Here is a 24,639-nt window from a genome sequence, read left to right as displayed (position 1 = left end):
AATTATTTGTCCACTTCTATTTATCTTATTTATATATTAATATTTTGATAATAATATATTTAAATGGAATTACGAACATTCATTTGTCCACCAAAATTTTCGTCCATTTATAAAATAACCCTCTATCTTTGCTATCATGCACAATCATTAAGAATGGTTAAATGTAAAATGTGAATTATATATAACATTAATAGAATTCATTATGAAAAAAGTAGTATTCATCTTTTTATTTTGTGCCCTTTCTATTGGAGTTAATTTTGCACAAGAAGACTTAACAGAAGAACCACAGATACATTATGTCAATCCGAGCGCACCCCGCTCTTTCATTAATTTGACTATGAAGGAAGTTGATTCCGGGAATATCAAGGTTTTTTACGCCTTGAATGCCACGGACATTGGCGATCCGGAAACGTATGACGACCTACAATGCCTGGAGATCGGCCCTCAACTGTCCAGATACTATAGTTACTATGTGTACAACAGTGATTCATTAGTAACGGACTGGAAGAAAAAAAATCCCACTGTCCGGGACAAGATGGCACCCTTTCAGCTTGGTCCCAAAGGAAAATTTAAAGGATGGTCGGAATACCTGCATTCGGAATACTTCAAGGATTTTTCAAAAAAAGAATTGACGGAATATGCCCGTATGCCATTTGGTTTGGAAAAACTCGATGCACGGTATTCGGAACCCCTTCCTGTGCTGGATTGGGAGGTGGACGACGAAACGCAGACTGTGGCCGGTTACTTGTGCCAGAAGGCGACATGTAAGTTCAGGGGCCGGGAATATACGGCATGGTTCTCGATGGATATTCCGGTCAGCAATGGTCCATGGAAGCTTGGGGGATTGCCCGGTCTGATCCTGAAGGCGTATGACAAGGATAAACTCTATTCCTTTGAATGTGTCGGGATTGAACACCACAAACAAAAATTCCCAATTAAAGAGAACAAGGCTTTTGAACGGTATATGAAAACGGACAGGAAAAAATTGTGGAAAAATAAAAAGGAGATACAGGAGGACTATTTTAATATATCATTGGCCACGACTGGAACAGCTGCTCTTCGTTTTAGCGATCCAGGCAACCCGTCATCCTACGAGGAACGTCAGGCGCCTTATAATCCGTTGGAATTGGAATAAATAAAAATGTAATAGTATGAAACAGCTGTTTCTTTCTATTTTCTCCGTGCTTATACCCTTGTTCTCATATACCCAGACGACACTTAGCGGCACTGTTAAAAATAAGCGGGGAGAGCCATTGACCGTCACTGTTACCGTGCAGGCCAAGGGAAGCAACGCGATTACGGGATTTACAACAACCGATGGGGAAGGAAGATACAGCCTTACATACAAGGGAACAGTCGATTCCCTTGTGGTTACCGCTTCCGGCGTTTCAGTGGGGAAGCATAGCCGTATCGTGCCCAACCGCCCTGGACAGGTCGATTTCAGCATTGAGGAGAAAGCCATGGAGTTGAAAGAGGTGACGGTCACCGCTGCACCCATCCGTCGCAACGGGGATACGCTCAGCTATTCGGTCAGTGCCTACACGCGGCAGAATGACCGTACCATCGAGGATGTGTTGAAGAAGATGCCGGGCATCAAGGTGGATGCGTCGGGAACCATTTCTTACAACCAGAAACCTATCAACAAATTCTATATCGAGAACCTGGACCTCCTGCAGGGCCGTTATGGCATCGCCACCAAAAATATTGAGGCCAAAGATGTGTCCACTGTCCAGGTCATGGAGAATCACCAACCGATCAAGGTGTTGGCAGACAAGGTCTTTTCCGATGCTGCGGCAATCAACCTCAAACTGAAGGAGAGTGCCAGGGGTAAACTGATCATGACAGCCCTGGCGGGAGCAGGTTATGAACCGGCCATGTGGAATGCGGAATTGGCGGCGATGTATTTTGCCTCCAGAAAACAAAACATGACTACTTACAAGGGGAATAACGCCGCAAGGGATTTGAGTGCTGAAATCGGCATGCACAGGGGCTACGACCATGGCTATGGAGGAGGCCTGGAAGATGTCAGCATGCTCTCCGTTGCCGCACCCTCCACCCCTCCGGTAGGCAAGAACAGATATATCGACAATATAAGCAACAGCATCACCACGAACCAGTTGTTTAAACTGGACAAGGATATGGAAATGACGCTCAGCGCCATTTACTATAACGACCGTGTGGAAAAGGAAGGCTATTCTCTTTCCGAACAGTTTCTACCCGGCGACAGTTCCGTGCGGATCGAAGAAAGTATCAAAAGCCTTACCAGGACCAACAATCTGGAAATGTCGGTTAAACTGAATTCCAACGCTGAAAAAAACTTCTTCAACAATTCATTGAATATAAAGGGAAACTGGAATAACGACCGGGGAACGGGTATTACCCGGAGCAATGTCGGCGATATGAACGAAACCCTGTCGCAGTATTTGTCCAAACCCGCTTTTTCGGTAGACAACTCCCTGGATTTTATAAAGGAAATCGGGAAAAAGAACTACAAAATCTTTTTTTCAGTGGCTTACAACCATAGCCCCCACAACTTGACGGTCACGCCTGCAAATTATTTCGGTAGCAAGAACCTGTCTTCGTTGGAGCAAAGTGTGGTTTCGAATAATCTCTCCTCATCGCTCAGGACTTCCTACGGGTTGAAGGTAAGGAATGTAAACATTGATTATGGAATTTGGGGTAGTGTGGACCTGAAGGGCCTGGATACCGAATTGACCGGAACGGATACCGCTAGCCTGTTTGTTACTGCCGCCGATTCACTGAAGAACGACCTTTGGTATAACACCTGTCAGGTGGGTATTAACCAGAATTATACCTACAGCAACAATGGAAGATTAAAAGTCACCCTGGCTATTCCCGTCGTCAACCACACCCTGGCGATAAACGACCGGATACCGGACAAATCCACGCAGTACAACCGCTGGATTATCAACCCGTCCCTCAAGGTTTCCTACGACCTTACACGCGAACTTGCTGCCTCCATGGGTGGAAACTTTCAAAAGAACTATGGAAACATGGGTAATGCCTACACGGGTTACATCATGCATTCCTACCGCAGTCTGCTCCGTAACACAATTGATCACCTGTTTGAATCGCGTTCGGGAGGAGCAAATATCTCGCTGCAATACCGCGATGCGTTCCGTCAGCTCTTTTTCAATATGGGCGCCAACTATGGAAAATCGTGGAGCAATCTGCTCTACGGCTTCGATTACAATGGCATCATGCAGGTGAAGAAAACCATCGACCAGCCTACGCAATCCGAAAATTATGGATTCAACTTCAGTGGCAGTAAAGGCTTCGATTTCTGGAAAACTACCCTCAATGTGTCGGGCGGTTACAGCGAAGGCCGGGGGGACCAATTGATCCAGGATGAAATCCTGACCTATCGTTCGGAAGGTTATAATGCGGGTGCCTCCATTAATACCACACCTTCCACATTCATCAATCTGAGTTATAGTTTCGGATGGTCGAAAAGCTGGAGTTTCTCAGAGGAATTACCGACAAGGTTCCCGGCTATCCGCAGCCAGAATCATTCGGCAGGTATCTGGGTTAATCCGACGAAAAGTTTTGGTATCAACCTGAGCGGGGACTACCGTTACAATAGTGCGGTGAATAATCGCAATACAACTTTCCTCGATGCCAGGATGCGTTACAAGAATGGAAAGACGGAATGGGAACTGGAGTGTAATAACCTTTTTAATGTAAAACAATATATTTCGGCTTCCTACACAAATTTAAGTACCTATTATTACAGGTACAATCTGCGTCCGAGAAGTCTCCTGCTAAATGTGAGGTTTAAGTTGAAGTGAAGTTTAAGATAATCCAACAGGTTGGCATCTGTGCTGGGTACAGGAAACGTAATTGTTACTTTTGATTTGTAGTTTTTCTGAAATTCGTCACTTCCCGTTGAATAAAATCTCTTTCGGCTTGCTGGGCTTTATACAGTTTCTCAGGAGAGAGCACTTTTTCAAATTTAGCGGAATATTCCTTGTCAAGGGCAGCCTCTTTGAGTTTTATTTCCACATCGTCTTCCAGCATTTTTTTGTATTCCTTTTCGGAAATATTGCTGTTCTCTTTGATTTTCTCGATCTTATCCCGATGACTCTTATGCAGATTAAATTTCTTTTGTGTCAGTTCATTACTCAAAGGGAAATATTTGGTCGCCTCTTCCTGCGTGAGTCCCGCCTCTTTCGTTACATATTCTTTTTTCCTTTTCTCATAATCTGCCATATTCATTTTTCTGTTTTGAGGAGTCTGGGCAGAGAGAATAAAAAAATTAACAGGTAGTATAAAAGCACATAAAAGCAAAAAAACACTTCTTCTCATTACAAAATTTGTTTTTTAATGATGTATGATACTTTCAGTTTAAATAATATTGATGATACATATCAAAGTAACTGTCGTCAATCAACTGCTCTTCGAGATACTGATAGAATTCTTCTTCGGTTATCTGTACAGTAGACCAGTAGTTTTCCGTACTCACCGATGAACTTGATAACATTTGTTGAGAAATCATTTGATTTTCAGTAGGATTACCACTTCCGGGAGACTTCTTCAGATAGTTGACGGTGAAGTAGAGTCCGATAAACATAGCAGCCAGATAAACCCAGGGTTTCATCTTGTCCCACATAGAGACCGGTTGGGGAGTTACTATTTCCTTTTCCGGTAAGCGATTCATTATTTCTTCATTCAATTGCGCGAAATAATTTTCGGGAACTTTAAAAGGATTTGTAGTCTTATCTATTTCTTCTAATTTGTTAATTTTTGTCTCCATACCTTTTACTTTTGCGCTGCTCTGTTGAATAGACTTAATGATTGATAAATGGTTTAATGCGGTTCACTTAAAAATTTCTCAATTTTTTTGACCGCATGATGATAGGATGCTTTGAGTGCACCTACCGAAGTGCCCAGAATATCGGAGATATCTTCATACTTCATCTCCTCTGAATACTTCATATGAAAAACGAGACGTTGTTTCTCCGGAAGAGTGAGGATCGCTTTTTGTAGGAGTTTTTGAGCCTCGTCACCATCAAAATAGGGATCACTCTCCAATGTATTGATCAGGAACGAATCATCCTCGTCGAGGGAGGTGTGATTTTGACTTCTCTTTTTGTTTAGGAAAGTGATGCTTTCATTGATGGCAATACGATATAACCAGGTGGTGAGTTTTGCCTCACCCCTGAAATTTTCCAGGTTCATCCATGCTTTGATGAATACATCCTGCAGGATGTCATTCGCATCATCATGGGAGAGTACCATTTTGCGTATCTGCCAATAGAGTCTCTCGCTGTACTCGGAAACGAGTCTGGCAAAACCTTTACGACTTGTCTGCGGATCACGTAATTCCTCCAGTAACTGTTCCTCGTTATTCATTTCCTTTTTATGTGGAATTCGTTGCAAAGGTAAAAGATTTTATTAATTTTATATCAGTCGTCGTCTCCTTTTTCAAACCAGATTACGAAATCGACAGCCTCACTCGGGTTTTGTTGCCACCATTCCAACGATTCGGGAAAATAAGAGACACTGATGTAGCGGCAAAACGTATCGTAATATTCCGATTCTGCAATATGAGAAAAGAAGGGGATATAAAAAGTCCAGAAGACACCTTCCTTGATTCCCACACTTTCACTGACCAAGACTTTCATGATCTCTTTGTTGACCGTCTTGAAGAGAGTATATTCATCTTCTTCCACCGGCGTCTTCTTCAGAGAGTCAAGTGTGGAGGTAATGGATTGATATACAATATCCCTGTTCAATCCTTCTTTAATACCTAATGGCGGAATTTTATCTTGTTGCGATTGGGTGTCGGGCTTATTTCGCATCATCTGCTGTCGGATGAACGAACTTTGTACGGGTTCTTCGACCGTTTTGATACACATAGTTTGCAACATTTCCTCGAAAGCGTTCTTCGATCGTTTACTGTCAGGTTCTATCAAAAGAAACATCTGGTACGATAATATACTTTGTACCCATAGTCCTTTGTCTTTTAACGCATGGGCATACAATAAAAAAGCACCGCTGTGTGATTTATCCAGATCAATGGCTTTTTTTACATGATCCAGCGTTCTTTCTATATCTTCCTTATTATAATAGTTCAATGCAAGATTGAAATGTAGCAGGTATTCGTCACCATTTTTTACCAATCCTTCCTGAAGCAGTGAGATGGCCTCATCAACCTTGTCCAATCCGGCCAGCGCTTCACTCTTCACAGCGTATGCACCGGATAGCAATTGTTTGTTTCCCGAATTGATTACCGTAGTACTATACTTCGATGCATTCTGATAGTCCTGCAAGGCTAGATAAGATAAAGATAATTCATAAGTCGCCTGTACCGATTGCGGGTCAAGTGCAAGTGCTTCATTATATTTTTGAATGGCCTCTTCAAATTTACCTTCATCATGCAGGTCCACTCCTTCATGAATCAGATCTTCAGCATTGGCATTCTGTCCATAAGAAAGGAGCAGAAAAGAGGAGCCAATCAATAAAGTGATCAATAATATAGCTTTTTTTATCATCATGTAATCTAATTTTTATGCGCATTCTCACCAATTGATATATTAAGGACGAATTCGTCCGGATTATGTTATCACGAGAAACGAGTAATTTTTTAGCCGGATAAAAATAGAACAAAAAAAAATAAGTTTAGACCCTTATGGATAGAATCAAACGCAATTGTAACACAAATAAACAAATGAGTAACCTAAACAAAATGATTTTTACATTTTTTGGTGTCGCTGTAAAGATGAAGAAATTTAGATTACCTTTGTCTTTTCTTTTGAATAGTGATCATGCAGTATATAGAATTTCAATTCAGTTGTGAACCCAACAATGAAACCTTGACAGATGTCCTCTCGGCCCTGATGGGTGAAATAGGCTTCGAAACGTTTGTCCAAACCGAAACAGGAGTGGATGCATATGTTCCTTTGTCCGCCTTCTCATTGGAAAAAGTGGATCAGGTTCTCTCCGATTTCCCCATTGAAGGTAAGATTACTTATACCTACCGTAAGATGGAAGATAAAAACTGGAATGAAGAGTGGGAGAAGAATTACTTTCAGCCTGTAATCATTGATGATTTACTCTGTATCTATAGTTCGTTCCACACCATTGAAGGTGAATTCAAATACCCGATATTGATAGATCCCAAAATGTCGTTCGGGACAGGGCATCATCAAACAACTGAATTGATGATGAGGGAATTGTTGAAAATGGATCTTCAGGGCAAGTCGCTCCTTGATATGGGTTGCGGTACCGCTGTGTTGGCTATCCTGGCCTCCATGAGAGGTGCATCGCCGGTAACTGCCATTGATATTGACGAATGGGCATACCGGAATGCGATGGAAAACGCGCGGTTGAATGGTATCGGTAATATCAGGTTGCTTGAGGGTGGTGCCGAACTACTTGGCGATGAAAGTTATGACGTGATACTGGCAAATATTAACAGGAATATTCTCTTGCAGGATATGTTGGCTTACAGGCAGGTTCTGAACAGAAGTGGACTGCTGATAATGAGTGGTTTTTATAAGGAAGATATTCCGGTTATCCGTGCTGAAGCCGAAACGCAGGGATTGACTTACCTTCACTTTGTGGAAATTGACCAATGGGTTGCTGTTACATTTTGTTATCAATAAAATAAGCGCTACCTTTGCGCCTAATTTTAGAAAAAATTGATAAATTAACTATTTTTTAGGTTATTAAATATGGAGTGGTTGATAGAATTAATTACCGGGACGGGTATAGCGCATTCAATTCTTGTGATGGCTCTGGTGATCTCAGTGGGACTGTTATTGGGCAGGATAAAGATCTTCGGTATTTCTCTAGGGACAACATGGATTCTCTTTTTTGGTATCTTTCTCGGTCATATCGGTCTCCATATCGACGAACATGTACTCCATTTCCTAAAGGAATTCGGATTGATCCTCTTTATCTACTCCATAGGGATGCAAGTGGGACCCAGCTTCTTTTCATCGTTTAAACAGGGAGGTATCACACTGAATATGCTGGCTTCCGGTGTGGTATTGCTGGGTGTCCTTATCACCTATATTATACATTTAGTAACCGGATTACCTATTGCTACCATGGTCGGAATATTGTCGGGAGCTGTTACCAATACTCCTGGACTGGGAGCCGCTCAACAGACCTATACCGATGTGACAGGGACTACCGATCCTACTATTGCTACAGCCTATGCGGTCGCCTATCCATTGGGGGTAGTGGGAATCATAATGAGTATCGTCCTTTTCAGATATATCTTCAAGATCAATTTTGCAAAAGAGATCAGTTTAATAGATAATAATGACGCCTCAAAGATGATGGAAGCACACATGTACTCTTTACAGGTGATCAATCCCTCTATCTTTGGAAAAAATATCCGTCAGGTGAAGCGGCTTATCGATAAGGAGTTTGTCATATCGAGAGTATTGCATGCCAGAACCGGAGTGCTGGACGTTCCTCAAACGGAGACAATACTCGAAGAGAACGACAGGCTGCTGGTTGTTTCGAACCTGAAGAATATTGATGTGATTGAAGCGTTCATTGGCCAACGTATCGATATGGACAAGGGAGAATGGAACAAATTGGATTCACAATTGGTTTCACGGAGAATATCGATTACCAAGCCGGCTATCAATGGACGTTCCATTGGCAGCCTGAAATTACGAAACCTATTCGGTATCAATATTACCCGCGTGAACCGTGCCGGGGTTGATCTGATTGCCGATTCCAGACTCCAACTGCAACTGGGAGACCGGGTGACAGTTGTAGGTTCGGAAGAAGCTATCGCCAATGTAGAGAAATTCCTTGGTAATTCATTGAAGCGGCTAAGAGAACCCAACCTGATCTCTATCTTTATAGGGATTGCTGTAGGGGTATTGGTAGGAAGTATTCCGTTTATGATCCCTGGTGTTCCTCAGCCTGTGAAACTGGGGCTGGCAGGTGGGCCGCTTATCGTGGCTATACTGATCAGTAAATTCGGGCCAAAGTATAAAATCGTGACTTACACCACGATGAGCGCCAATCTGATGCTGCGGGAGATCGGTATCGCCCTCTTCCTTGCCTGCGTAGGACTCGGAGCCGGCGAAAATTTCGTGGATACTGTGGTGAATGGTGGATATAAATGGGTGGGCTATGGCGTGATCATTACCGTTGTACCTCTGTTGATTATTGGAATTATCGGCAGGAAAATATACAAACTGAATTACTTCACACTGATGGGGTTAATAGCCGGTAGTATGACTGATCCTCCTGCATTGTCCTATGCCAACTCGACTGCCGGGAATGATATACCGGCGGTGAGCTATGCTACTGTATATCCGCTTACGATGTTCCTCAGGGTGATCACTGCACAGCTGTTGATCCTTATCTTCCTCTAAATGGCACGCCTTGCTTTCATCATCAATTATCATATTGGCCGGGAAGAACAGGTCTGTCTGTGCGGGACAACAGTTGAACTGGGGAATTTGAATGAAGACAAGGCCATTGTCCTGAATGCTGATGGTGACAATTGGTCGACAGAAGTAAATATTGATGAGACGACCGATATCGCATATTACTATTTTATCAGAAAAGGAGGCTCCACTGTTCGGCGTGAATGGGGGAAGAACCGAAAGCTTCATATAACAAAAGGTAAGAAAGAGTTTATTATTCAGGATTTTTGGAAGGATAAACCATTACATTCATACCTTTATTCTACCGTTTTTACTGATACTGTTTTTCGGCATGAAATCACTCCTCTTCCTGCAAGGTATTTTTCACAATCACTCTTGTTGCATGTGATCTGTCCTTATGTTGTCCGCGATCAGAAATTGATGATAAGCGGTGAGGGGGATTATCTGGGGGGATGGGATCTGAAATTAGCTAAAACTCTTTCTTATATTGGTGAAGGGGAGTGGATGATAACCCTCGATGCAAAAAAACTACCGTCAAGGAGTGAATACAAATTTGTAATTGTTGGGAATACCGGTGAAGTTGTACATTGGGAAGATGGTGGCAACCGTATTTTAATGGCACAGGCCGCGTATCCCGGAGACAGAGTGCGGGTGGAAGCAGGTCTTCTCTTTCAATATCATCATTTCGCTTACCGTGGGACCGGAACTGCCATTCCTGTTTTTTCGCTGAGAACGGACAAGAGCTTTGGGATTGGTGATTTTGCCGATCTTCGTAAGATGATCGATTGGGTTCGGCTTACAGGACAGCAATTGGTCCAGTTACTGCCGGTAAATGATACTACATCGACTAAGACATGGCGCGACTCCTATCCCTATAGCGCCATATCAGCCTTTGCCCTTCATCCCATATATCTGGGCTGTAGCGATTTTCCTTTGAAAGGCAAGGGAAAGCAGCAGGCTTTTCGGAAAGAAGCAAAGGTGCTAAACCTCCTTCCCGAGCTGGACTACGAAAAGGTGTTGTCGTTAAAAATGCGGTATAGCCGCGAACTTTACCTGCAGGATGGAGAGACGGTGCTTGCTTCAGAGGGATATCTTGCTTTCCGTGAAGAAAACCGATCATGGCTGTTCCCTTATGTCTGTTACTGTTATTTGCGCGATAAATATGATAATCCCGACTTCAGGGCATGGGGAGAGTATGCAGGTTATAATGAAACGTTATTAAGGGAGATGGTCGATAATGATACCGAAGCAGAGGCAGAAACACAATATTGGGCTTTCCTTCAATACCTGTTATATCGGCAATTCTCCGAGGCAAAGATATATGCCAATGAAAGGGGAGTGGTACTCAAAGGAGATATCCCCATTGGTATAAGCCGAAACAGTATTGATGCATGGATCGCTCCTGAACTTTTTTATATGGATACACAAACCGGTGCTCCTCCGGATGATTTTTCTTTCTTTGGCCAGAACTGGGGTTTTCCTACTTACAATTGGAACAGGATGGAACAGGACGGATATGCGTGGTGGATCGCCCGTTTCAGAAAAATGGCAGATTACTTCGACGCTTATCGGATCGATCATATCCTGGGTTTTTTCCGTATCTGGGAAATACCGCTCGATGCGGTGCAGGGATCACTCGGACATTTCAGGCCGGCCCTTCCTTTCACTGTGGATGATATCCTTCGTGCCGGAATCCCTTTTGATAAAGAGCGGATGGTACAACCTTTTATCCATGAGGCGTTTTTAGATGATATTTTTGGTGAGTATGCAGAAGAGGTGAAGCGGGAATACCTGGAGATAAGCGGATGGCAGAGGTTCAGATTGAAACCTCACTGTGATACACAACGAAAAATAAAGGAACTTTTTGATAATAAAAAGAATAACAAGGATATTGTGATTTGCGACGGGCTTATATTGCTGTGCTCTGAGGTACTATTCGTATTCGATTCCCGGGATTGCTGTCGTTTTCATCCGCGCATTACAGCACAATATACTTACTCGTATAAATATCTCGACGATCCTGTGAAAGAGGCGTTCAACCGCTTGTATGATGAATTCTATTATCACCGTCATGACCATTTCTGGCGGGAAGAGGCAATGAAGAAACTACCGGTGCTCATCTCATCCACCAGGATGATGGTTTGTGGTGAGGACCTGGGGATGGTGCCCGATTGTGTGCCGGACGTCATGCAGGAGTTGGAGATGTTGAGCCTGGAGATTGAACGGATGCCCAAAGACCTCCATGCTACTTTCACCGACCTGCAGCGATTGCCCTATCTCTCCGTCTGTACCACTTCCACACATGATATGTCGCCTCTGCGTCTATGGTGGACGGAGAACCGTGAGCTGACACAACACTACTACAACGAGGTATTACATCGTGAAGGTGTTGCACCAGCCGAATGCACTACCGATATCTGCCGGCAAATTATCGAAAATCATCTTCATTCTTCGGCCATGTGGGTGATATTGCCCCTACAGGATTGGCTGTCCATTGATGAAAAGTTACGCAATCCCGATATCGCTTCCGAACGGATCAATATACCTGCCAATCCGGAGCACTACTGGCGTTACAGGATGCATATCTCGTTGGATGATTTGCTTGAGGAGACACGATTTAATAAGGCACTAACCGATTTTTCACAGCGAATAGTATAACTAACGCTTGAATAATTCAGGCTATACCTGTTTGTCAGTGCTCTACTTTACAGGTTCTTATAATGGGATTATCATCTATTACTATGTTGCCTAAATGGTTTTTCAATGCTGAATCCACGAAATGTCCTTTTCCATCAAGGTATAACTCATTGTCAGCAATAGTAAATAAATAGTTTTTATCCGAATAAAAACTTACATGGTATTTTATCGCATCAATTACAAAATTACCTAATAGCTTAGTTTTATCAAAAAACAGAATAGAATTATCGCTACCTATAATGATTTCGTCATCGAGATAAAATATTCTTCTTACATCTTTTATCAAACAGGAATCATTCGTTTCCAATCTTACATAGAAGGTATCAGATAATGAGGATAATGGGAAAATGTTATCATCGGGAGTCCCAACCTGAATAACGGACAAATGGGAAGATCCATCTCCCTTTTGGTCTCTTATGCAAGCGAACAATAATAAAATAATGGAAAAGAATATTATTTTTTTCATTTTGTTGAAAATTTAATTATTAATAATAGCTTCTTTCTATAAGGAATAATCAGGCAAGAAATAAAATGTTAAAATTCTGTTTGAATTCTGTTTTCTCAATAATATATACTTAAAAAAAATCCCGACTATCTGTTGGATAGCCGGGATTGATATTATTGAAATGTAATGTTTACGCTTTTCCGGCGCTTCCCAATACACTTTCAGTTTTGTGCATATAAAGCTTCTTCAACTCGTCGCGAGCCGGGCCGAGGTATTTGCGTGGGTCGAATTCAGCCGGTTTGTTGGCGAATACTTCACGGATAGCAGCAGTCATAGCCAGACGTCCGTCGGAGTCGATATTGATCTTACATACCGCTGATTTGGCAGCTTCGCGCAGTTGCTCTTCGGGAATACCGATTGAATCGTCCAGTTTTCCTCCGTATTGGTTGATGGTCTTCACATACTGCTGTGGAACAGAAGATGAACCGTGGAGTACGATGGGGAATCCGGGGATTCTTTTTTCGATCTCTTTCAGGATATCGAAACGCAATGGGGGAGGAACCAATACGCCATCTTCGTTGCGGGTGCATTGTGCAGGCGTAAATTTGAAAGCACCGTGAGAAGTACCGATAGAGATAGCCAGCGAGTCAACACCGGTACGGGTTACAAAATCTACCACTTCATCGGGTTCGGTATAGGTGTGGTGTTCTGCCTGTACGTCATCTTCAATACCGGCCAATACACCAAGTTCTCCTTCTACGGTTACGTCATGCTGGTGAGCATATTCCACTACCTGTTTTGTCAGGGCGATATTTTCTTCGTAAGGAAGATGAGATCCATCGATCATTACGGAAGAGAATCCATACTCGATACAATTCTTGCAAAGCTCAAAGCTGTCACCATGATCAAGGTGCAGCACGATAGGAATTTCATAACCCAGTTCTTTTGCATATTCCACAGCTCCCTGAGCCATGTAACGCAATAGTGTCTGATTGGCGTATTTACGTGCGCCGCTTGATACCTGCAGAATTACAGGTGACTTCGTTTCAACACAAGCCGCGATGATGGCCTGAAGTTGTTCCATGTTGTTGAAATTGAAAGCCGGAATAGCATAGCCTCCATCGATTGCTTTCCTGAAAATCTCTCTTGAGTTTACAAGACCCAGTTCTTTGTAACTTACCATTGTTCTAATTATTTATTATAGATTGAAAAATCAGAAATATTGTCACAAAAATACGACATAATCCGTAATGAAAGAAATTTTTCAGTGAAAGAGTCATTAAAAATGATTGTTGAACCGTGAAAAAAGAGAAATCATCCTGTTTATAAATCCTCGCCTATAGATTGTAGTTTTATTTTTTCTTTTTATTTTTGCAGATGAAATTATCAATTTATAAAAGAGCATTCAGTTCAGGATAATACCGTTAAAGCAATTTATCGCTTATTCTAATATTATACTATACAACAACATATAAATCATTATAGTTATGATCGTAGGAATTCCAAAAGAGATTAAAGTGAAGGAGGGGAGAATCGCAATGGCTCCCGATGGTGTGTTTGAGCTTACACGCAGGGGACACAAGGTATATGTACAAAAAGGCGCCGGGATTATGAGTAATTTGCCGGATGAAAGCTATATAAAAGCGGGAGCTGTTGTTCTTGATACGATTGAGGAGGTGTATGAAATCTCTGAGATGATCGTGAAAGTGAAAGAGCCCATTGATAGCGAATATCATCTGATAAAAAGAGACCAGGTAGTGTTCACCTATTTTCATTTTGCATCTGACAAGAAACTCACTGAAGCCATGATTTCAAGTGGAGCTGTCTGTATTGCTTATGAAACGGTGATGAACGATAAGGACGGATCACTGCCGTTGCTTACACCGATGAGTGAAGTGGCCGGCCGCCTCTCTGTGCAGGAAGGAGCCAAGTATCTGGAAAAACCCCAAGGGGGAAAAGGGGTTTTACTGGGAGGAGTACCGGGTGTGAAGCCGGCCGAAGTTGTGATCATCGGAGGAGGTGTCGTAGGCCATAATGCAGCACTGATGGCTGCCGGGCTGGGAGCGAAGGTGAAACTGCTTGATATCAACTTGAATCGCCTTCGTTACCTGTCGGAAATTCTTCCTGTCAACGTAGACACCCTTTACTCCACGGAGATGTCGATCAGGGAATCGATTGAAACTGCCGATTTGGTGATCGGTGCCACCTTGCTTGTCGGTGCCAGGGCTCCGCACCTGATAAAAAGGGAGATGCTGAAAGAGATGGAATCCGGTACAGTAATGGTAGATGTTTCAGTAGATCAGGGTGGTTGTTTCGAAACGACACATCCCACCACCCATGCCGATCCCGTCTTTGAAGTGGATGGAATCGTTCATTATTGCGTTGCCAATATGCCCGGTGCAGTTCCCATCACTTCTACACGTGCACTGACAAATGCCACGTTGCCCTATGTGATAAAGCTTGTTGAAAATGGATGGGAAGCCGCTTGCAGGAAATATTCCGATTTGAGGTACGGATTGAATATTATCAAAGGAGATGTGGTATTCAAAAATGTGGCGGATTCGCTGGATTTACCTTATAAGGAGTGGAAATTATAAACGAAAGAATTTTCCTCTTTTCTTTTGTAGATTGGGGAAAATTCTTTTTCTTTGTTTAAACTATTTTAATAGTTCGATTTCGTCAATTAAATTCACAGTTAAATAATGGAAAATATAAAGAAAGAGAACGAAATACAGATTGAATTGAGCGATGAGATTGCTCAGGGTATCTATTCCAATTTGGCAATTATATCGCATTCCTCGTCAGAATTTGTGATTGATTTTATCCGTATTGTGCCGGGGGTACCTAAAGCGAAAGTCAAATCACGGATCATCCTTACGCCTGAACATGCGAAGAGGTTGCTGATGGCCTTGAAAGATAATATCGATAAATTTGAACAGCAAAACGGGACAATCAGGATTCAAAATGATCCGGGTTTCCTTCCTCCCTTAGGAGGAATTGGCCAGGCATAGTTCCAGATAACAAAAACAAATCGTAATTCTTGCGACAATTTCATTTGGAGAAAAAGAGATAAACAAAACTTATTCATTTAAAAATCACAATAAAACACTTTTTCCTCTCGTAAATATTTAGAAAAGAGGTGTCAATGGAATAATAAAGACTAAATATTCAAAATTTATGGACCTACTAAGTATCTCTACAGTAAATTGGTCGAGAGCGCAATTCGCTCTTACGGCCGGCTATCACTGGATATTTGTACCGCTCACTATTGGGTTGGCCCTTATTATGGCCCTTATGGAAACCATGTATGTGAGGACGGGAGATGTAAAATGGAAAAATGTAGCCAAGTTCTGGCAAAAAATCTTCGGCATTAATTTCGCGATCGGAGTAGCTACGGGAATCATCTTGGAGTTTCAGTTCGGTACCAACTGGTCTAACTACAGTTGGTTCGTGGGTGATATCTTTGGAGCTCCTCTGGCGATTGAAGGGATCGTTGCATTTTTTATGGAAGCCACATTTATTTCTGTCATGTTTTTCGGATGGAACAGGGTGAGCAAGAAAATGCACATGGCTTCTACCTGGTTAGTATTCACCGGTGCTACCTTATCGGCATTCTGGATATTGGTCGCCAACGCATGGATGCAATACCCGGTCGGCATGGAGTTTAATCCCGATACGGTACGCAATGAGATGGTCGACTTCTGGGCTGTAGTGCTTTCGCCAGTGGCATTTAACAAGTTCCTGCATGCAATCTTCTCCGGTTGGGCTATTGGAGCTGGTTTTGTGGCTGGTATATCTGCCTGGTATCTGCTAAAAAAACGCCATATAGATTTTGCCCTGAAAAGTGTAAAAGTAGGAGCTATCGTAGGCCTGATCGCTTTTGTAATGCTGGCTGTCACCGGTGATGGTTCGGCTTATGAGGTATCGCAGAAGCAACCCATGAAACTTGCAGCGATGGAAGGTCTTTATAAAGGGAAAGAGGGGGCAGGTCTGGTCGCCATAGGGATGTTGAATCCGGCAAAGAAATCGTATGACGATGAGGTAGATCCCTATATCTTTAAGCTGGAGATTCCCAAACTCCTGTCGTTTCTGGGGTATCGCAATTTGAATGCATTCGTGCCGGGAATCAAAGACATTATAGATGGGGGATATGCCCTTCAGGACGGGACTACAGCCCTTTCTTTTGAAGAGAGAAAAGCACGGGGAAAGAAAGCCTTTCAGGCGATAGCTGACTACCAGCGTGCGAAGGAAGAGGAGAGAGCTGCTGTCGCTGCCGGTAATTCCGACGTCGCTGCTGCCGCTGCCGTCAGGGCTGCCAACCACGAAACTATTCTCCGAGAAAATTATCCCCATTACGGTTACGGTTACCTCGAAACGGAAGAGGACCTGATCCCCAATGTGCCTCTCACATTCTACACTTTCCATCTGATGGTGATTATAGGATTCTATTCTATCCTTTTCTTTGCAATCGTTCTCTATTTCATTTACAAAAAAACTTTACCTCAAACCAAATGGCTGTTATACATATCGTTGTGGAGTATACCATTGCCTTTTATAGCCGGACAGGCGGGTTGGATCGTGGCAGAGGTGGGACGGCAGCCGTGGACTATTCAGGATATCCTGCCTGTACAGTCGGCTGCATCTGCAGTATCATCAGGCAATATCATCGCGACCTTTGTCATTTTCACAGTTTTGTTTACAGGGATGCTTATTGCAGAAGCGACTATTATGGTTAAACAGATAAAAAAAGGTCCAGATCCGGTTGCCGGAGAAGAAGCCTGATTTTGTTACATGATTAAACAGACTAAAAAATAAAGACAATGATAACTTACGAATTTCTACAGAATTATTGGTGGTTTGTGATGTCCCTGCTTGGCGGAATACTGGTGTTCCTGCTTTTTGTACAAGGAGGTCAATCCATGTTGAGTTCTCTTGCAAGAAAAGAGGATGAAAAGAAATTGCTTATCAATGCCCTTGGGCGTAAATGGGAATACACTTTTACCACTTTGGTTGTTTTTGGAGGCGCTTTCTTCGCCTCGTTTCCCCTGTTCTATTCGACCAGTTTCGGCGGAGCCTATTGGGCATGGATGATCTTGCTGTTTTGCTTTGTATTACAGGCCATTTCATACGAATACCAATCCAAGCCCGGGAATATCTTCGGTCCGAAAACCTATCGTGCTTTCCTGTTTCTGAACGGTGTACTGGGTACCTTCCTGCTGGGAGTCGTGGTAGCTTCTTTCTTTACCGGATCGGAGTTCTCTGTCAGTAAAGGGAATATCCTTGGATTAGGTGCCTCCGGATTTGCTATCAGCCAGTGGCAAAACCCGCTCCACGGGCTTGAGTTATTGGGAAATGTGAGAAACCTCTGTCTCGGACTGGCAGTTCTCTTCCTTGCACGTACAATGGCAAGCCTGTTCTTCGTGAACCGTCTCGATCATGATGTACTCGAGAACAGATCCCGTAAATTTACCTTGTATAACGGGATACCCTTTGTGGTTTTCTTCCTGGTCTTTCTGATCTGGACATTGGTAGCTGAGGGATATGCTGTGAATCCGGCCACAAGAGAGGTATACATGGAAAAGATGAAGTATCTGAATAACTTTATTGAAATGCCCATCATATTGGCGTTTTTTATCCTGGGTGTACTGGCTGTATTGTATGGAATTTTCAGAACGGTTCTCAATCCGTCATTCAAAAAAGGAATATGGTTTGCCGGCACGGGAACTATAGTGACAGTGACCATGCTGTTGCTCATTGCCGGATATAACAATACAGCCTATTATCCTTCGTCGATAGATCCGCAGAGTTCACTCACACTGCAAAACTCTTCATCTACCTACTTCACTCTCTCAGTGATGGCTATAGTGTCTCTCCTTGTACCATTCGTGGTTGCATATATCTTCTATGCATGGAGATCTCTGGAAAAAAAGAAGCTGAACCTGGACGATCTGGAATCGGACGGACATGCTTATTAGTCCCAGTGTCGTTTTAGCATGTAAGTGCTTTAGGTATAAAATGAGGATATGGAGTTCATGTATCCTCTCATTTATAGTAAAAAGTGAAACCGTTCGGGAATATTATTCCCGATAAAATGTGTAATTTTGTAGCGATAATTGTAAAGTATTTCTTTATGGGGATGAATTATAGAATGCCGTTTCTCTTGCTGTCTCTGGTCTCATTGTTGTTTTTCATTTCTTGTAACCCAAGGGGAGGGAGTGGGGTGTTCAGGGTCGACAATGACGTGGTGTTCGATACAATCAGCTTGACGGCTCGTCACCATCTCGACGGAGATACGGCAAATCCCTATTGCAATATAGGGATTGAATTTATTTATCCGGTCAGAAGCAATAAAACGGACCTGAATATGTTACAGCAGTATTTTATCCGGAATACATTCGGTGCCCCCTATGATACTTTGGCTCCTGCCGATGCTGTGCAGGCATATATCCGGAATTATATCGAGAATTACACGGTTGATGCCAGGACCTACCGTGAGAGTTCGGATGAAATCCGTGAGCTCAACACTCTTATCCCGGGCATCAACGTTTCCGACAGTGAACACTTTACGGAAGATTTTTTCTATTCGTACTATGAGAATTTGTCAGATTCCATTGTGTACAATCAGTATGGTGTGTTGGCATTCCAGGTGAAGCAGTCCAATAACAAGGGAGGTGCTGCTTCTTACGATTCCTATCGTAATTACGTGTTGAATCTGAGTACCGGTAAGCAAGTTACCGAGAATGATATTTTCAATGCAGGTTACGATACTGCCCTACAGCGTCTTATCATCACCTTTTTACTGGAACAGAGCAATGTGAAAAGTGTGGAAGAACTGGAGGATCTTGGTTTTTTCGGGGTAAACGAGATTGTACCCAACCGCAATTTTTTACTGAATGATAAAGGAATTATTTATACCTATAACAAGGGTGAATATTCCGCCTATCAGTTGGATGCCCCACAGGTGTTCATTCCTTATGAAGCAATATTCTCACTGTTGAGAGAAAACAGTATTGCCTCTAAATTAGCCGATGTAAAGTGAAAAGTATTGAAACCTATTTTCCTGCACTTACAGCCTTGCAGAAGCAACAATTTGAAGCCCTTTCCAATCTTTATGCCGATTGGAATGGCAAGATCAACGTGATTTCACGCAAAGATATCCATAATCTCTACCCTCATCATGTGTTGCACTCATTGGCTATAGCCCGCTATGTCCGTTTTACCCCAGGGTCTGTTATAATGGATGTGGGTACAGGTGGTGGTTTTCCCGGTATCCCTTTGGCAATTTTTTTTCCTGAAGTACAATTCGTACTGCTTGACAGTATAGGTAAGAAGGTGAAAGTAGCGAAGGAGATATCCGATGCACTGGAATTGCAAAATGTAGAGACCGTGCATGCTCGTGTAGAAGACGAAAAAAGAAAATTTCATTTTATTGTTAGCCGGGCGGTAATGCCGCTCCCCGAACTTGTCAGGATTACCCGAAAGAATATTTCAAACGAACAGATGAACGCTTTGCCCAATGGTATTATTTGCCTGAAGGGTGGAGATTTGTCGTCAGAATTGCATTCTTTCCGGCAAGTTGTGGAAATGATTTCTCTTTCGGATTATTTTTTTGAGCCGTTTTTCCAGACAAAAAAGTTGGTGTATCTGCCGTTGAGTTGAATTGCAGATCCAAAAGAAAACGCTATTTTTGTATTAAATGAAATACCACGGGAATGGTTTTAACTTTTTCCCTATAAGAATGAAGTAAAAAAATGAATATAAAAACATTTGAGTTCAATCCGTTAGGAGTAAATACATATGTTTTGTCAGACGAGACAAAAGAATGTGTAGTGATCGATCCTGCCCCTTTCTATGCCGATGAAAAGGAGTTGTTACTCAATTATTTGCTCGATAATAATCTGAAAGTGAGTCACCTTTTGAATACGCATCTGCATTTTGATCATATCTTTGGAATCAACATGCTGGCTTCCAAATTTGGTCTTTCGGTACAATGTCATCCCGATGATCTTTTCCTGCTGGATGATATTGCCGGACAAATGCAGTTATTCGGAATCCCGAGTGGAAACGCAGATTTTAAGCCTGAGATTGGAAATTATCTGAAGGAAGGAGATATTATCACCTTTGGTAACCAGTCTCTTAGGGTGTTCCATACTCCGGGGCATTCACCCGGCAGTGTGGCATTCTATCACGAGGCGGAAGGTTGTGTTTTTAGTGGAGACCTGCTCTTTTATGCCGGTGTGGGAAGAACAGATTTGCCGCGCGGAAGCTTTGATGATCTGATAAACAGCATCGAAACCAAAATGTTTACACTTCCCAATAGTACAGTAGTTTACTCCGGACATGGCCCTGAAACTACCATTGGATTTGAGAAAAAAAACAATCCTTTCGTCGGACAAGAAACTTATATAGTATAGGAGTAAATCCTATATTATTTTTTGTAATGAATTCCACTGACACTATTTTTTGTGGAATTCTTCTACATGTCCCAAAAATAGAAAAGTCAAAAATAAGATATTTACCCATAGTGCGCGTTATGATTAAAATGGAACAATTTAAAAGCCGCCATATCGGCATTACCGAAGTCGATAAGCAGAAAATGCTCGAAGCCATCGACCTCTCCTCAATGGAGGAGTTGATCGATCAGACAATTCCTTCAGATATCCGCTTGGCGGAGCCGCTCTCCTTACCGAAAGCGTTGTCGGAACACGAGTATGCCGAAGAGATTACCCGTATTGCATCTCTTAATAACACCTATACTTCTTATATCGGTATGGGGTGGTACGATACTATCACTCCCGCCGTAATTTACCGGAACGTCTTTGAAAATCCGGGATGGTATACATCCTATACTCCCTATCAGGCCGAGATCTCACAGGGACGCCTGGAAGCATTGCTTAATTTCCAGACGGTGGTAAGCGAACTTACAGCATTGCCATTGTCGAACTGTTCCTTGCTGGATGAAGCGACTGCAGCAGCAGAGGCTGCTACGATGATGTATGGGCTGCGCAGTCGTGAACAGGTGAGAAATGAAGTAGAAACGCTCTTTGTGGATGAAAACATCTTCCCGCAAACATTATCTGTACTGAAAACAAGAATGCATTATGCTGGTATAGAGATAATTGTAGGTGATTATAAAACTATCACTTTTGATAGGCCGTTCTTTGGCGCCATCATTCAGTATCCCAATTGCAATGGAAACGTAGAGGATTATTCTGATTTCGTGGAAAGGGCACACAAGGCAGATTGTAAGGTGGCAGTAGCAACCGATCTGATGGCACTGACACTCCTTACCCCCCCGGGTGAATGGGGTGCAGACATCGCTTTCGGAAGCAGTCAGCGTTTCGGTATCCCGATGTTCTACGGGGGACCGTCGGCTGCTTTTTTTGCTACCCGCGATGAATACAAACGTTCCATGCCTGGACGTATCATAGGTATATCGAAAGATGCCTATGGAAGAGAAGCACTTCGGATGGCGTTACAAACGAGAGAGCAACATATCAAACGGGAGAAAGCTACTTCCAATATCTGTACTGCACAAGCTCTGTTGGCTACTATGGCTTCTTTCTACGCTGTATATCATGGTCGGGAAGGGTTGAAAAATATTGCCCGCCGTATTCATACGATAGCTTCTCATATAAATGAAGAGCTAAAGGAGATGGGATATAAGCAGCTAAACAGCAGTTATTTCGATACATTGAAGATTAAATTGCCGGAAGGCATATCGGCGCAGGATATCCGGGATAATATGGAAACACGTTGTATCAACCTGCGTTATTTCGATAATGGAGAAGTCGGTATCAGCATCGATGAGACCACTAATGCGTACCGGGTATATGAGTTGTTGGCCGCATTCGCTATGGCAGCGGGTAGCTCGAAAGTGTATCTGCTCGAAGAGTTGCCGGTGAAGAACACATTGAAAGAATCTCAACTCCGGAAATCGGATTTCCTCACGCATCCCACCTTTCACAGTTACCATACCGAGACAGAATTGATGCGTTATATAAAGCGGTTGGAACGGAAAGATATCTCACTGTCACATTCCATGATCTCTCTTGGTTCCTGTACGATGAAACTGAATGCCGCATCGGAGTTGATACCGTTAGGCTTGGCCGGATTCCAGCGTATTCACCCGTTTGCGCCTCAAGAGCAGGTGTCAGGGTATACGCAGATGATCAGCGAACTGGAAGAGATGCTGGCCGAGATCACCGGATTCGCGGCTACCAGCCTCCAGCCCAATTCGGGAGCGGCGGGCGAATATGCAGGATTGATTACTATCGCCGGCTATCTTGAAAATAATGGAGAAGGACATCGTAAGGTAGTGTTGATACCGGCTTCAGCACACGGTACAAATCCTGCCAGTGCTGTACAGGCAGGATTTAGACCCGTGACGGTTGCCAGTGATACAAACGGGAATGTGGATATGAACGATCTGCGCGCCAAAGTAGAACAGTACAGGGATGATCTGGCTGCCTACATGATCACTTATCCGTCTACGCATGGAATCTTCGAAACAGAAATCAAGGAGATGTGCCGCCTGATTCATGAAGCGGGTGGACAGGTATATATGGATGGCGCCAACATGAATGCACAGGTAGGATTGACCAATCCCGGTACTATTGGGGCTGATGTGTGCCACCTTAATCTACATAAGACCTTTGCCATCCCTCACGGAGGAGGAGGACCGGGTGTAGGACCCATCTGTGTGGCAGAACATCTTGTTCCTTTCCTGCCGGGTCATCCGGTGACCATGTCGTCCGACAAGAATGCTGTTTCGGGAGCGGCTTACGGCAGTGCAGGGGTGATGGAGATCACTTATGCCTATATCCGTATGATGGGAGCAGATGGTCTGAAAGAAGCTACGGAGGCGGCCATCCTCAATGCGAACTATGTGGCGGAGAAATTGAAAGACTCTTATGGGATTGTTTATCGTGGTGCCAAAGGTAGAGTAGGGCATGAACTTATTCTTGAATGCCGTGGACTTAAAGAGGTGTCGGGCATTACCGAGACCGATATTGCCAAACGTTTGGTAGACTATGGCTATCACGCACCTACGCTCTCTTTTCCCGTACATGGTACACTTATGATTGAACCTACCGAAAGTGAAAGCTTGGCTGAGTTGGATCGTTTTGTGGAAGTGATGAGTCAGATCCATGAAGAGATCATAGAGGTATCCCGTGGCGAATATTCTGCTGAGGATAATGTACTGGTGAATGCACCGCATCCGCAGTACGAGGTGACAGCCGACGACTGGAAGCATGCCTATTCAAGAAATAAGGCTGCCTATCCACTACCTTTCGTGGCTGAAAACAAGTTCTGGGTGAACGTCGCCCGCGTAGACAATGCCTATGGCGACAGGAACCTGATTTCCTGCCTCTGTCAACAATAACAGTTATCATAAAATAATTACAACCCGACTACTTCGAAAGAGAGTGGTCGGGCTGTTTGTCGATAGATACTATTCTTTATGTGGTCCACCCTGTTATTTACATCAATTCCGGTTGTTCTCCCTTTTCGAAAATAACCAAAGGAGAATTTACGACATCTTTTTGAAAAAGCCGGATGGTGGCATCGTCTGTTTTCGTAAGTAATACTTTTACACGATTTTTCTTTACATCGGGATAGGCACCAGCAAAACAATTCATCAGAGGGTGATCTTCAGGGATGTCACTATTCATCAGGAAGACATCTATATTATCCATCACTTTCATCATCTGCTGATAGGAATATTGAACAGTTTCCACTTTAAAATTATTGGTACCCAGGATCTCTGTCAACCGCTTTACATTCTCTTCGCGATTCCCTGTTACAGTAACTACAAATGAACCATTGTCATCGACGAAAGAGCCGCCGTAATAGTCGGGATAGAGATTGGGGTCCGCTTCTCTCTCCATCCAGTCGTCACCGAAAGAGGACATCAATCGCTCATACAATGTTTCTGCGAATTGGCTTTTTGAAACTTCCGGATCAGCAATTTCGAATTTCTTGTTGCCACTTTCTTCACTTTTCTTGTTCTGTTGGTTACAGGCAATGGTAGATATGACTATCAGTAAAGAAGTAATAATGAGGAATGTGTTAGTTTTCTTCATAAGATGATTACGTTTGAAGTTAGAAATA

20 protein-coding genes are annotated in these 24,639 nt (G+C 43.1%); 13 read left to right on the top strand and 7 right to left on the bottom strand.

Features of this window, described 5'->3' with window-relative positions; all coding sequences use genetic code 11:
- Positions 1-202: 202 nt before the first annotated feature.
- Together VB073_RS12745 and VB073_RS12740 are read left to right on the top strand one after the other, a co-directional pair.
- Positions 203-1,135: a GLPGLI family protein gene (locus VB073_RS12745; RefSeq protein ID WP_323404567.1), complete on the top strand. Its 933-nt coding sequence runs from the start codon at positions 203-205 to the stop codon at positions 1,133-1,135.
- A 16-nt stretch (positions 1,136-1,151) separates the two neighbouring features.
- Positions 1,152-3,809 (top strand): hypothetical protein, encoded by a 2,658-nt coding sequence (locus VB073_RS12740; RefSeq protein WP_323404566.1) that lies wholly within the window; start codon positions 1,152-1,154, stop codon positions 3,807-3,809.
- A gap of 55 nt (positions 3,810-3,864) precedes the next feature.
- On the opposite strand, the gene VB073_RS12735 is transcribed toward VB073_RS12740, so the two are convergent.
- The 4 genes from VB073_RS12735 to VB073_RS12720 are packed head-to-tail and all read right to left on the bottom strand — an operon-like array spanning position 3,865 to position 6,518.
- On the bottom strand, positions 3,865-4,326 hold the full coding sequence (locus VB073_RS12735; RefSeq protein WP_323404565.1) for a hypothetical protein: 462 nt from the start codon (positions 4,324-4,326) through the stop codon (positions 3,865-3,867).
- 34 nt (positions 4,327-4,360) lie between these two features.
- Positions 4,361-4,774, bottom strand: coding sequence for a hypothetical protein (locus tag VB073_RS12730; RefSeq protein WP_323404564.1), 414 nt, complete (start codon positions 4,772-4,774; stop codon positions 4,361-4,363).
- 53 nt (positions 4,775-4,827) lie between these two features.
- On the bottom strand, positions 4,828-5,373 hold the full coding sequence (locus VB073_RS12725) for an RNA polymerase sigma factor (protein WP_323404563.1): 546 nt from the start codon (positions 5,371-5,373) through the stop codon (positions 4,828-4,830).
- 53 nt (positions 5,374-5,426) lie between these two features.
- Complete coding sequence (locus VB073_RS12720) at positions 5,427-6,518, bottom strand: tetratricopeptide repeat protein (RefSeq protein ID WP_323404562.1); 1,092 nt, start codon at positions 6,516-6,518, stop codon at positions 5,427-5,429.
- A gap of 270 nt (positions 6,519-6,788) precedes the next feature.
- On the opposite strand from VB073_RS12720, the gene prmA reads away from it, so the two are divergent.
- From prmA to VB073_RS12705, 3 genes are all read left to right on the top strand, one after another.
- Positions 6,789-7,628, top strand: a complete 840-nt coding sequence (gene prmA, locus VB073_RS12715) for a 50S ribosomal protein L11 methyltransferase (protein ID WP_323404561.1) — start codon at positions 6,789-6,791, stop codon at positions 7,626-7,628.
- 69 nt (positions 7,629-7,697) lie between these two features.
- The gene (locus VB073_RS12710; protein WP_323404560.1) at positions 7,698-9,368 is read left to right on the top strand and encodes a putative transporter; all 1,671 of its coding nucleotides are present in this window, start codon (positions 7,698-7,700) and stop codon (positions 9,366-9,368) included.
- Positions 9,369-12,041, top strand: coding sequence for a 4-alpha-glucanotransferase (locus tag VB073_RS12705; RefSeq protein ID WP_323404559.1), 2,673 nt, complete (start codon positions 9,369-9,371; stop codon positions 12,039-12,041).
- Between the two features lie 34 nt (positions 12,042-12,075).
- Here VB073_RS12705 and VB073_RS12700 read toward each other — a convergent pair whose 3' ends face one another.
- Positions 12,076-12,546, bottom strand: a complete 471-nt coding sequence (locus VB073_RS12700) for a 6-bladed beta-propeller (RefSeq protein ID WP_323404558.1) — start codon at positions 12,544-12,546, stop codon at positions 12,076-12,078.
- Between the two features lie 169 nt (positions 12,547-12,715).
- A complete protein-coding gene (locus VB073_RS12695) occupies positions 12,716-13,708 on the bottom strand; it encodes a class II fructose-bisphosphate aldolase (protein ID WP_323404557.1) in 993 nt (330 codons plus the stop codon).
- Positions 13,709-14,012: 304 nt separating this feature from the next.
- Between VB073_RS12695 and ald the strand changes: the two genes are divergently transcribed.
- From ald to gcvP, 8 genes are all read left to right on the top strand, one after another.
- Positions 14,013-15,122, top strand: coding sequence for an alanine dehydrogenase (gene ald / locus VB073_RS12690; protein ID WP_323404556.1), 1,110 nt, complete (start codon positions 14,013-14,015; stop codon positions 15,120-15,122).
- Positions 15,123-15,227: 105 nt separating this feature from the next.
- A complete protein-coding gene (locus VB073_RS12685) occupies positions 15,228-15,536 on the top strand; it encodes a DUF3467 domain-containing protein (RefSeq protein WP_323404555.1) in 309 nt (102 codons plus the stop codon).
- A 166-nt stretch (positions 15,537-15,702) separates the two neighbouring features.
- Positions 15,703-17,307, top strand: coding sequence for a cytochrome ubiquinol oxidase subunit I (locus VB073_RS12680; protein ID WP_323404554.1), 1,605 nt, complete (start codon positions 15,703-15,705; stop codon positions 17,305-17,307).
- Between the two features lie 38 nt (positions 17,308-17,345).
- Positions 17,346-18,500, top strand: a complete 1,155-nt coding sequence (cydB, locus tag VB073_RS12675) for a cytochrome d ubiquinol oxidase subunit II (protein WP_323404553.1) — start codon at positions 17,346-17,348, stop codon at positions 18,498-18,500.
- Positions 18,501-18,616: 116 nt separating this feature from the next.
- The gene (locus VB073_RS12670; protein ID WP_323404552.1) at positions 18,617-19,564 is read left to right on the top strand and encodes an RsiV family protein; all 948 of its coding nucleotides are present in this window, start codon (positions 18,617-18,619) and stop codon (positions 19,562-19,564) included.
- Positions 19,561-20,184: a 16S rRNA (guanine(527)-N(7))-methyltransferase RsmG gene (gene rsmG, locus VB073_RS12665; RefSeq protein WP_323404551.1), complete on the top strand. Its 624-nt coding sequence runs from the start codon at positions 19,561-19,563 to the stop codon at positions 20,182-20,184. Before VB073_RS12670 ends, rsmG begins: the two co-directional genes overlap by 4 nt.
- 92 nt (positions 20,185-20,276) lie before the next feature.
- Complete coding sequence (locus VB073_RS12660; protein WP_323404550.1) at positions 20,277-20,939, top strand: MBL fold metallo-hydrolase; 663 nt, start codon at positions 20,277-20,279, stop codon at positions 20,937-20,939.
- 122 nt (positions 20,940-21,061) lie between these two features.
- Positions 21,062-23,911 (top strand): aminomethyl-transferring glycine dehydrogenase, encoded by a 2,850-nt coding sequence (gcvP, locus tag VB073_RS12655; protein WP_416349545.1) that lies wholly within the window; start codon positions 21,062-21,064, stop codon positions 23,909-23,911.
- 97 nt (positions 23,912-24,008) lie between these two features.
- On the opposite strand, the gene VB073_RS12650 is transcribed toward gcvP, so the two are convergent.
- The gene (locus VB073_RS12650) at positions 24,009-24,611 is read right to left on the bottom strand and encodes a hypothetical protein (protein ID WP_323404548.1); all 603 of its coding nucleotides are present in this window, start codon (positions 24,609-24,611) and stop codon (positions 24,009-24,011) included.
- Between the last annotated feature and the right edge of the window lie 28 nt (positions 24,612-24,639).

Origin of the sequence: Proteiniphilum sp., from assembly GCF_034927365.1 — a bacterium.
In the GTDB taxonomy this organism is placed as follows: Bacteria; Bacteroidota; Bacteroidia; order Bacteroidales; family Dysgonomonadaceae; genus Proteiniphilum.
This window is presented reverse-complemented; position numbering and strand designations above follow the sequence as displayed.

What these genes read in the sequence shown, in the direction of transcription:
- VB073_RS12745 (WP_323404567.1), top strand. Translation starts at nt 203, where the DNA reads ATGAAAAAAGTAGTATTCATCTTTTTATTTTGTGCCCTTTCTATTGGA.
- VB073_RS12740 (WP_323404566.1), top strand. Translation starts at nt 1,152, where the DNA reads ATGAAACAGCTGTTTCTTTCTATTTTCTCCGTGCTTATACCCTTGTTC.
- VB073_RS12735 (WP_323404565.1), bottom strand. Translation starts at nt 4,326, where the DNA reads ATGAGAAGAAGTGTTTTTTTGCTTTTATGTGCTTTTATACTACCTGTT.
- VB073_RS12730 (WP_323404564.1), bottom strand. Translation starts at nt 4,774, where the DNA reads ATGGAGACAAAAATTAACAAATTAGAAGAAATAGATAAGACTACAAAT.
- VB073_RS12725 (WP_323404563.1), bottom strand. Translation starts at nt 5,373, where the DNA reads ATGAATAACGAGGAACAGTTACTGGAGGAATTACGTGATCCGCAGACA.
- VB073_RS12720 (WP_323404562.1), bottom strand. Translation starts at nt 6,518, where the DNA reads ATGATGATAAAAAAAGCTATATTATTGATCACTTTATTGATTGGCTCC.
- prmA (WP_323404561.1), top strand. Translation starts at nt 6,789, where the DNA reads ATGCAGTATATAGAATTTCAATTCAGTTGTGAACCCAACAATGAAACC.
- VB073_RS12710 (WP_323404560.1), top strand. Translation starts at nt 7,698, where the DNA reads ATGGAGTGGTTGATAGAATTAATTACCGGGACGGGTATAGCGCATTCA.
- VB073_RS12705 (WP_323404559.1), top strand. Translation starts at nt 9,369, where the DNA reads ATGGCACGCCTTGCTTTCATCATCAATTATCATATTGGCCGGGAAGAA.
- VB073_RS12700 (WP_323404558.1), bottom strand. Translation starts at nt 12,546, where the DNA reads ATGAAAAAAATAATATTCTTTTCCATTATTTTATTATTGTTCGCTTGC.
- VB073_RS12695 (WP_323404557.1), bottom strand. Translation starts at nt 13,708, where the DNA reads ATGGTAAGTTACAAAGAACTGGGTCTTGTAAACTCAAGAGAGATTTTC.
- ald (WP_323404556.1), top strand. Translation starts at nt 14,013, where the DNA reads ATGATCGTAGGAATTCCAAAAGAGATTAAAGTGAAGGAGGGGAGAATC.
- VB073_RS12685 (WP_323404555.1), top strand. Translation starts at nt 15,228, where the DNA reads ATGGAAAATATAAAGAAAGAGAACGAAATACAGATTGAATTGAGCGAT.
- VB073_RS12680 (WP_323404554.1), top strand. Translation starts at nt 15,703, where the DNA reads ATGGACCTACTAAGTATCTCTACAGTAAATTGGTCGAGAGCGCAATTC.
- cydB (WP_323404553.1), top strand. Translation starts at nt 17,346, where the DNA reads ATGATAACTTACGAATTTCTACAGAATTATTGGTGGTTTGTGATGTCC.
- VB073_RS12670 (WP_323404552.1), top strand. Translation starts at nt 18,617, where the DNA reads ATGTGTAATTTTGTAGCGATAATTGTAAAGTATTTCTTTATGGGGATG.
- VB073_RS12660 (WP_323404550.1), top strand. Translation starts at nt 20,277, where the DNA reads ATGAATATAAAAACATTTGAGTTCAATCCGTTAGGAGTAAATACATAT.
- VB073_RS12650 (WP_323404548.1), bottom strand. Translation starts at nt 24,611, where the DNA reads ATGAAGAAAACTAACACATTCCTCATTATTACTTCTTTACTGATAGTC.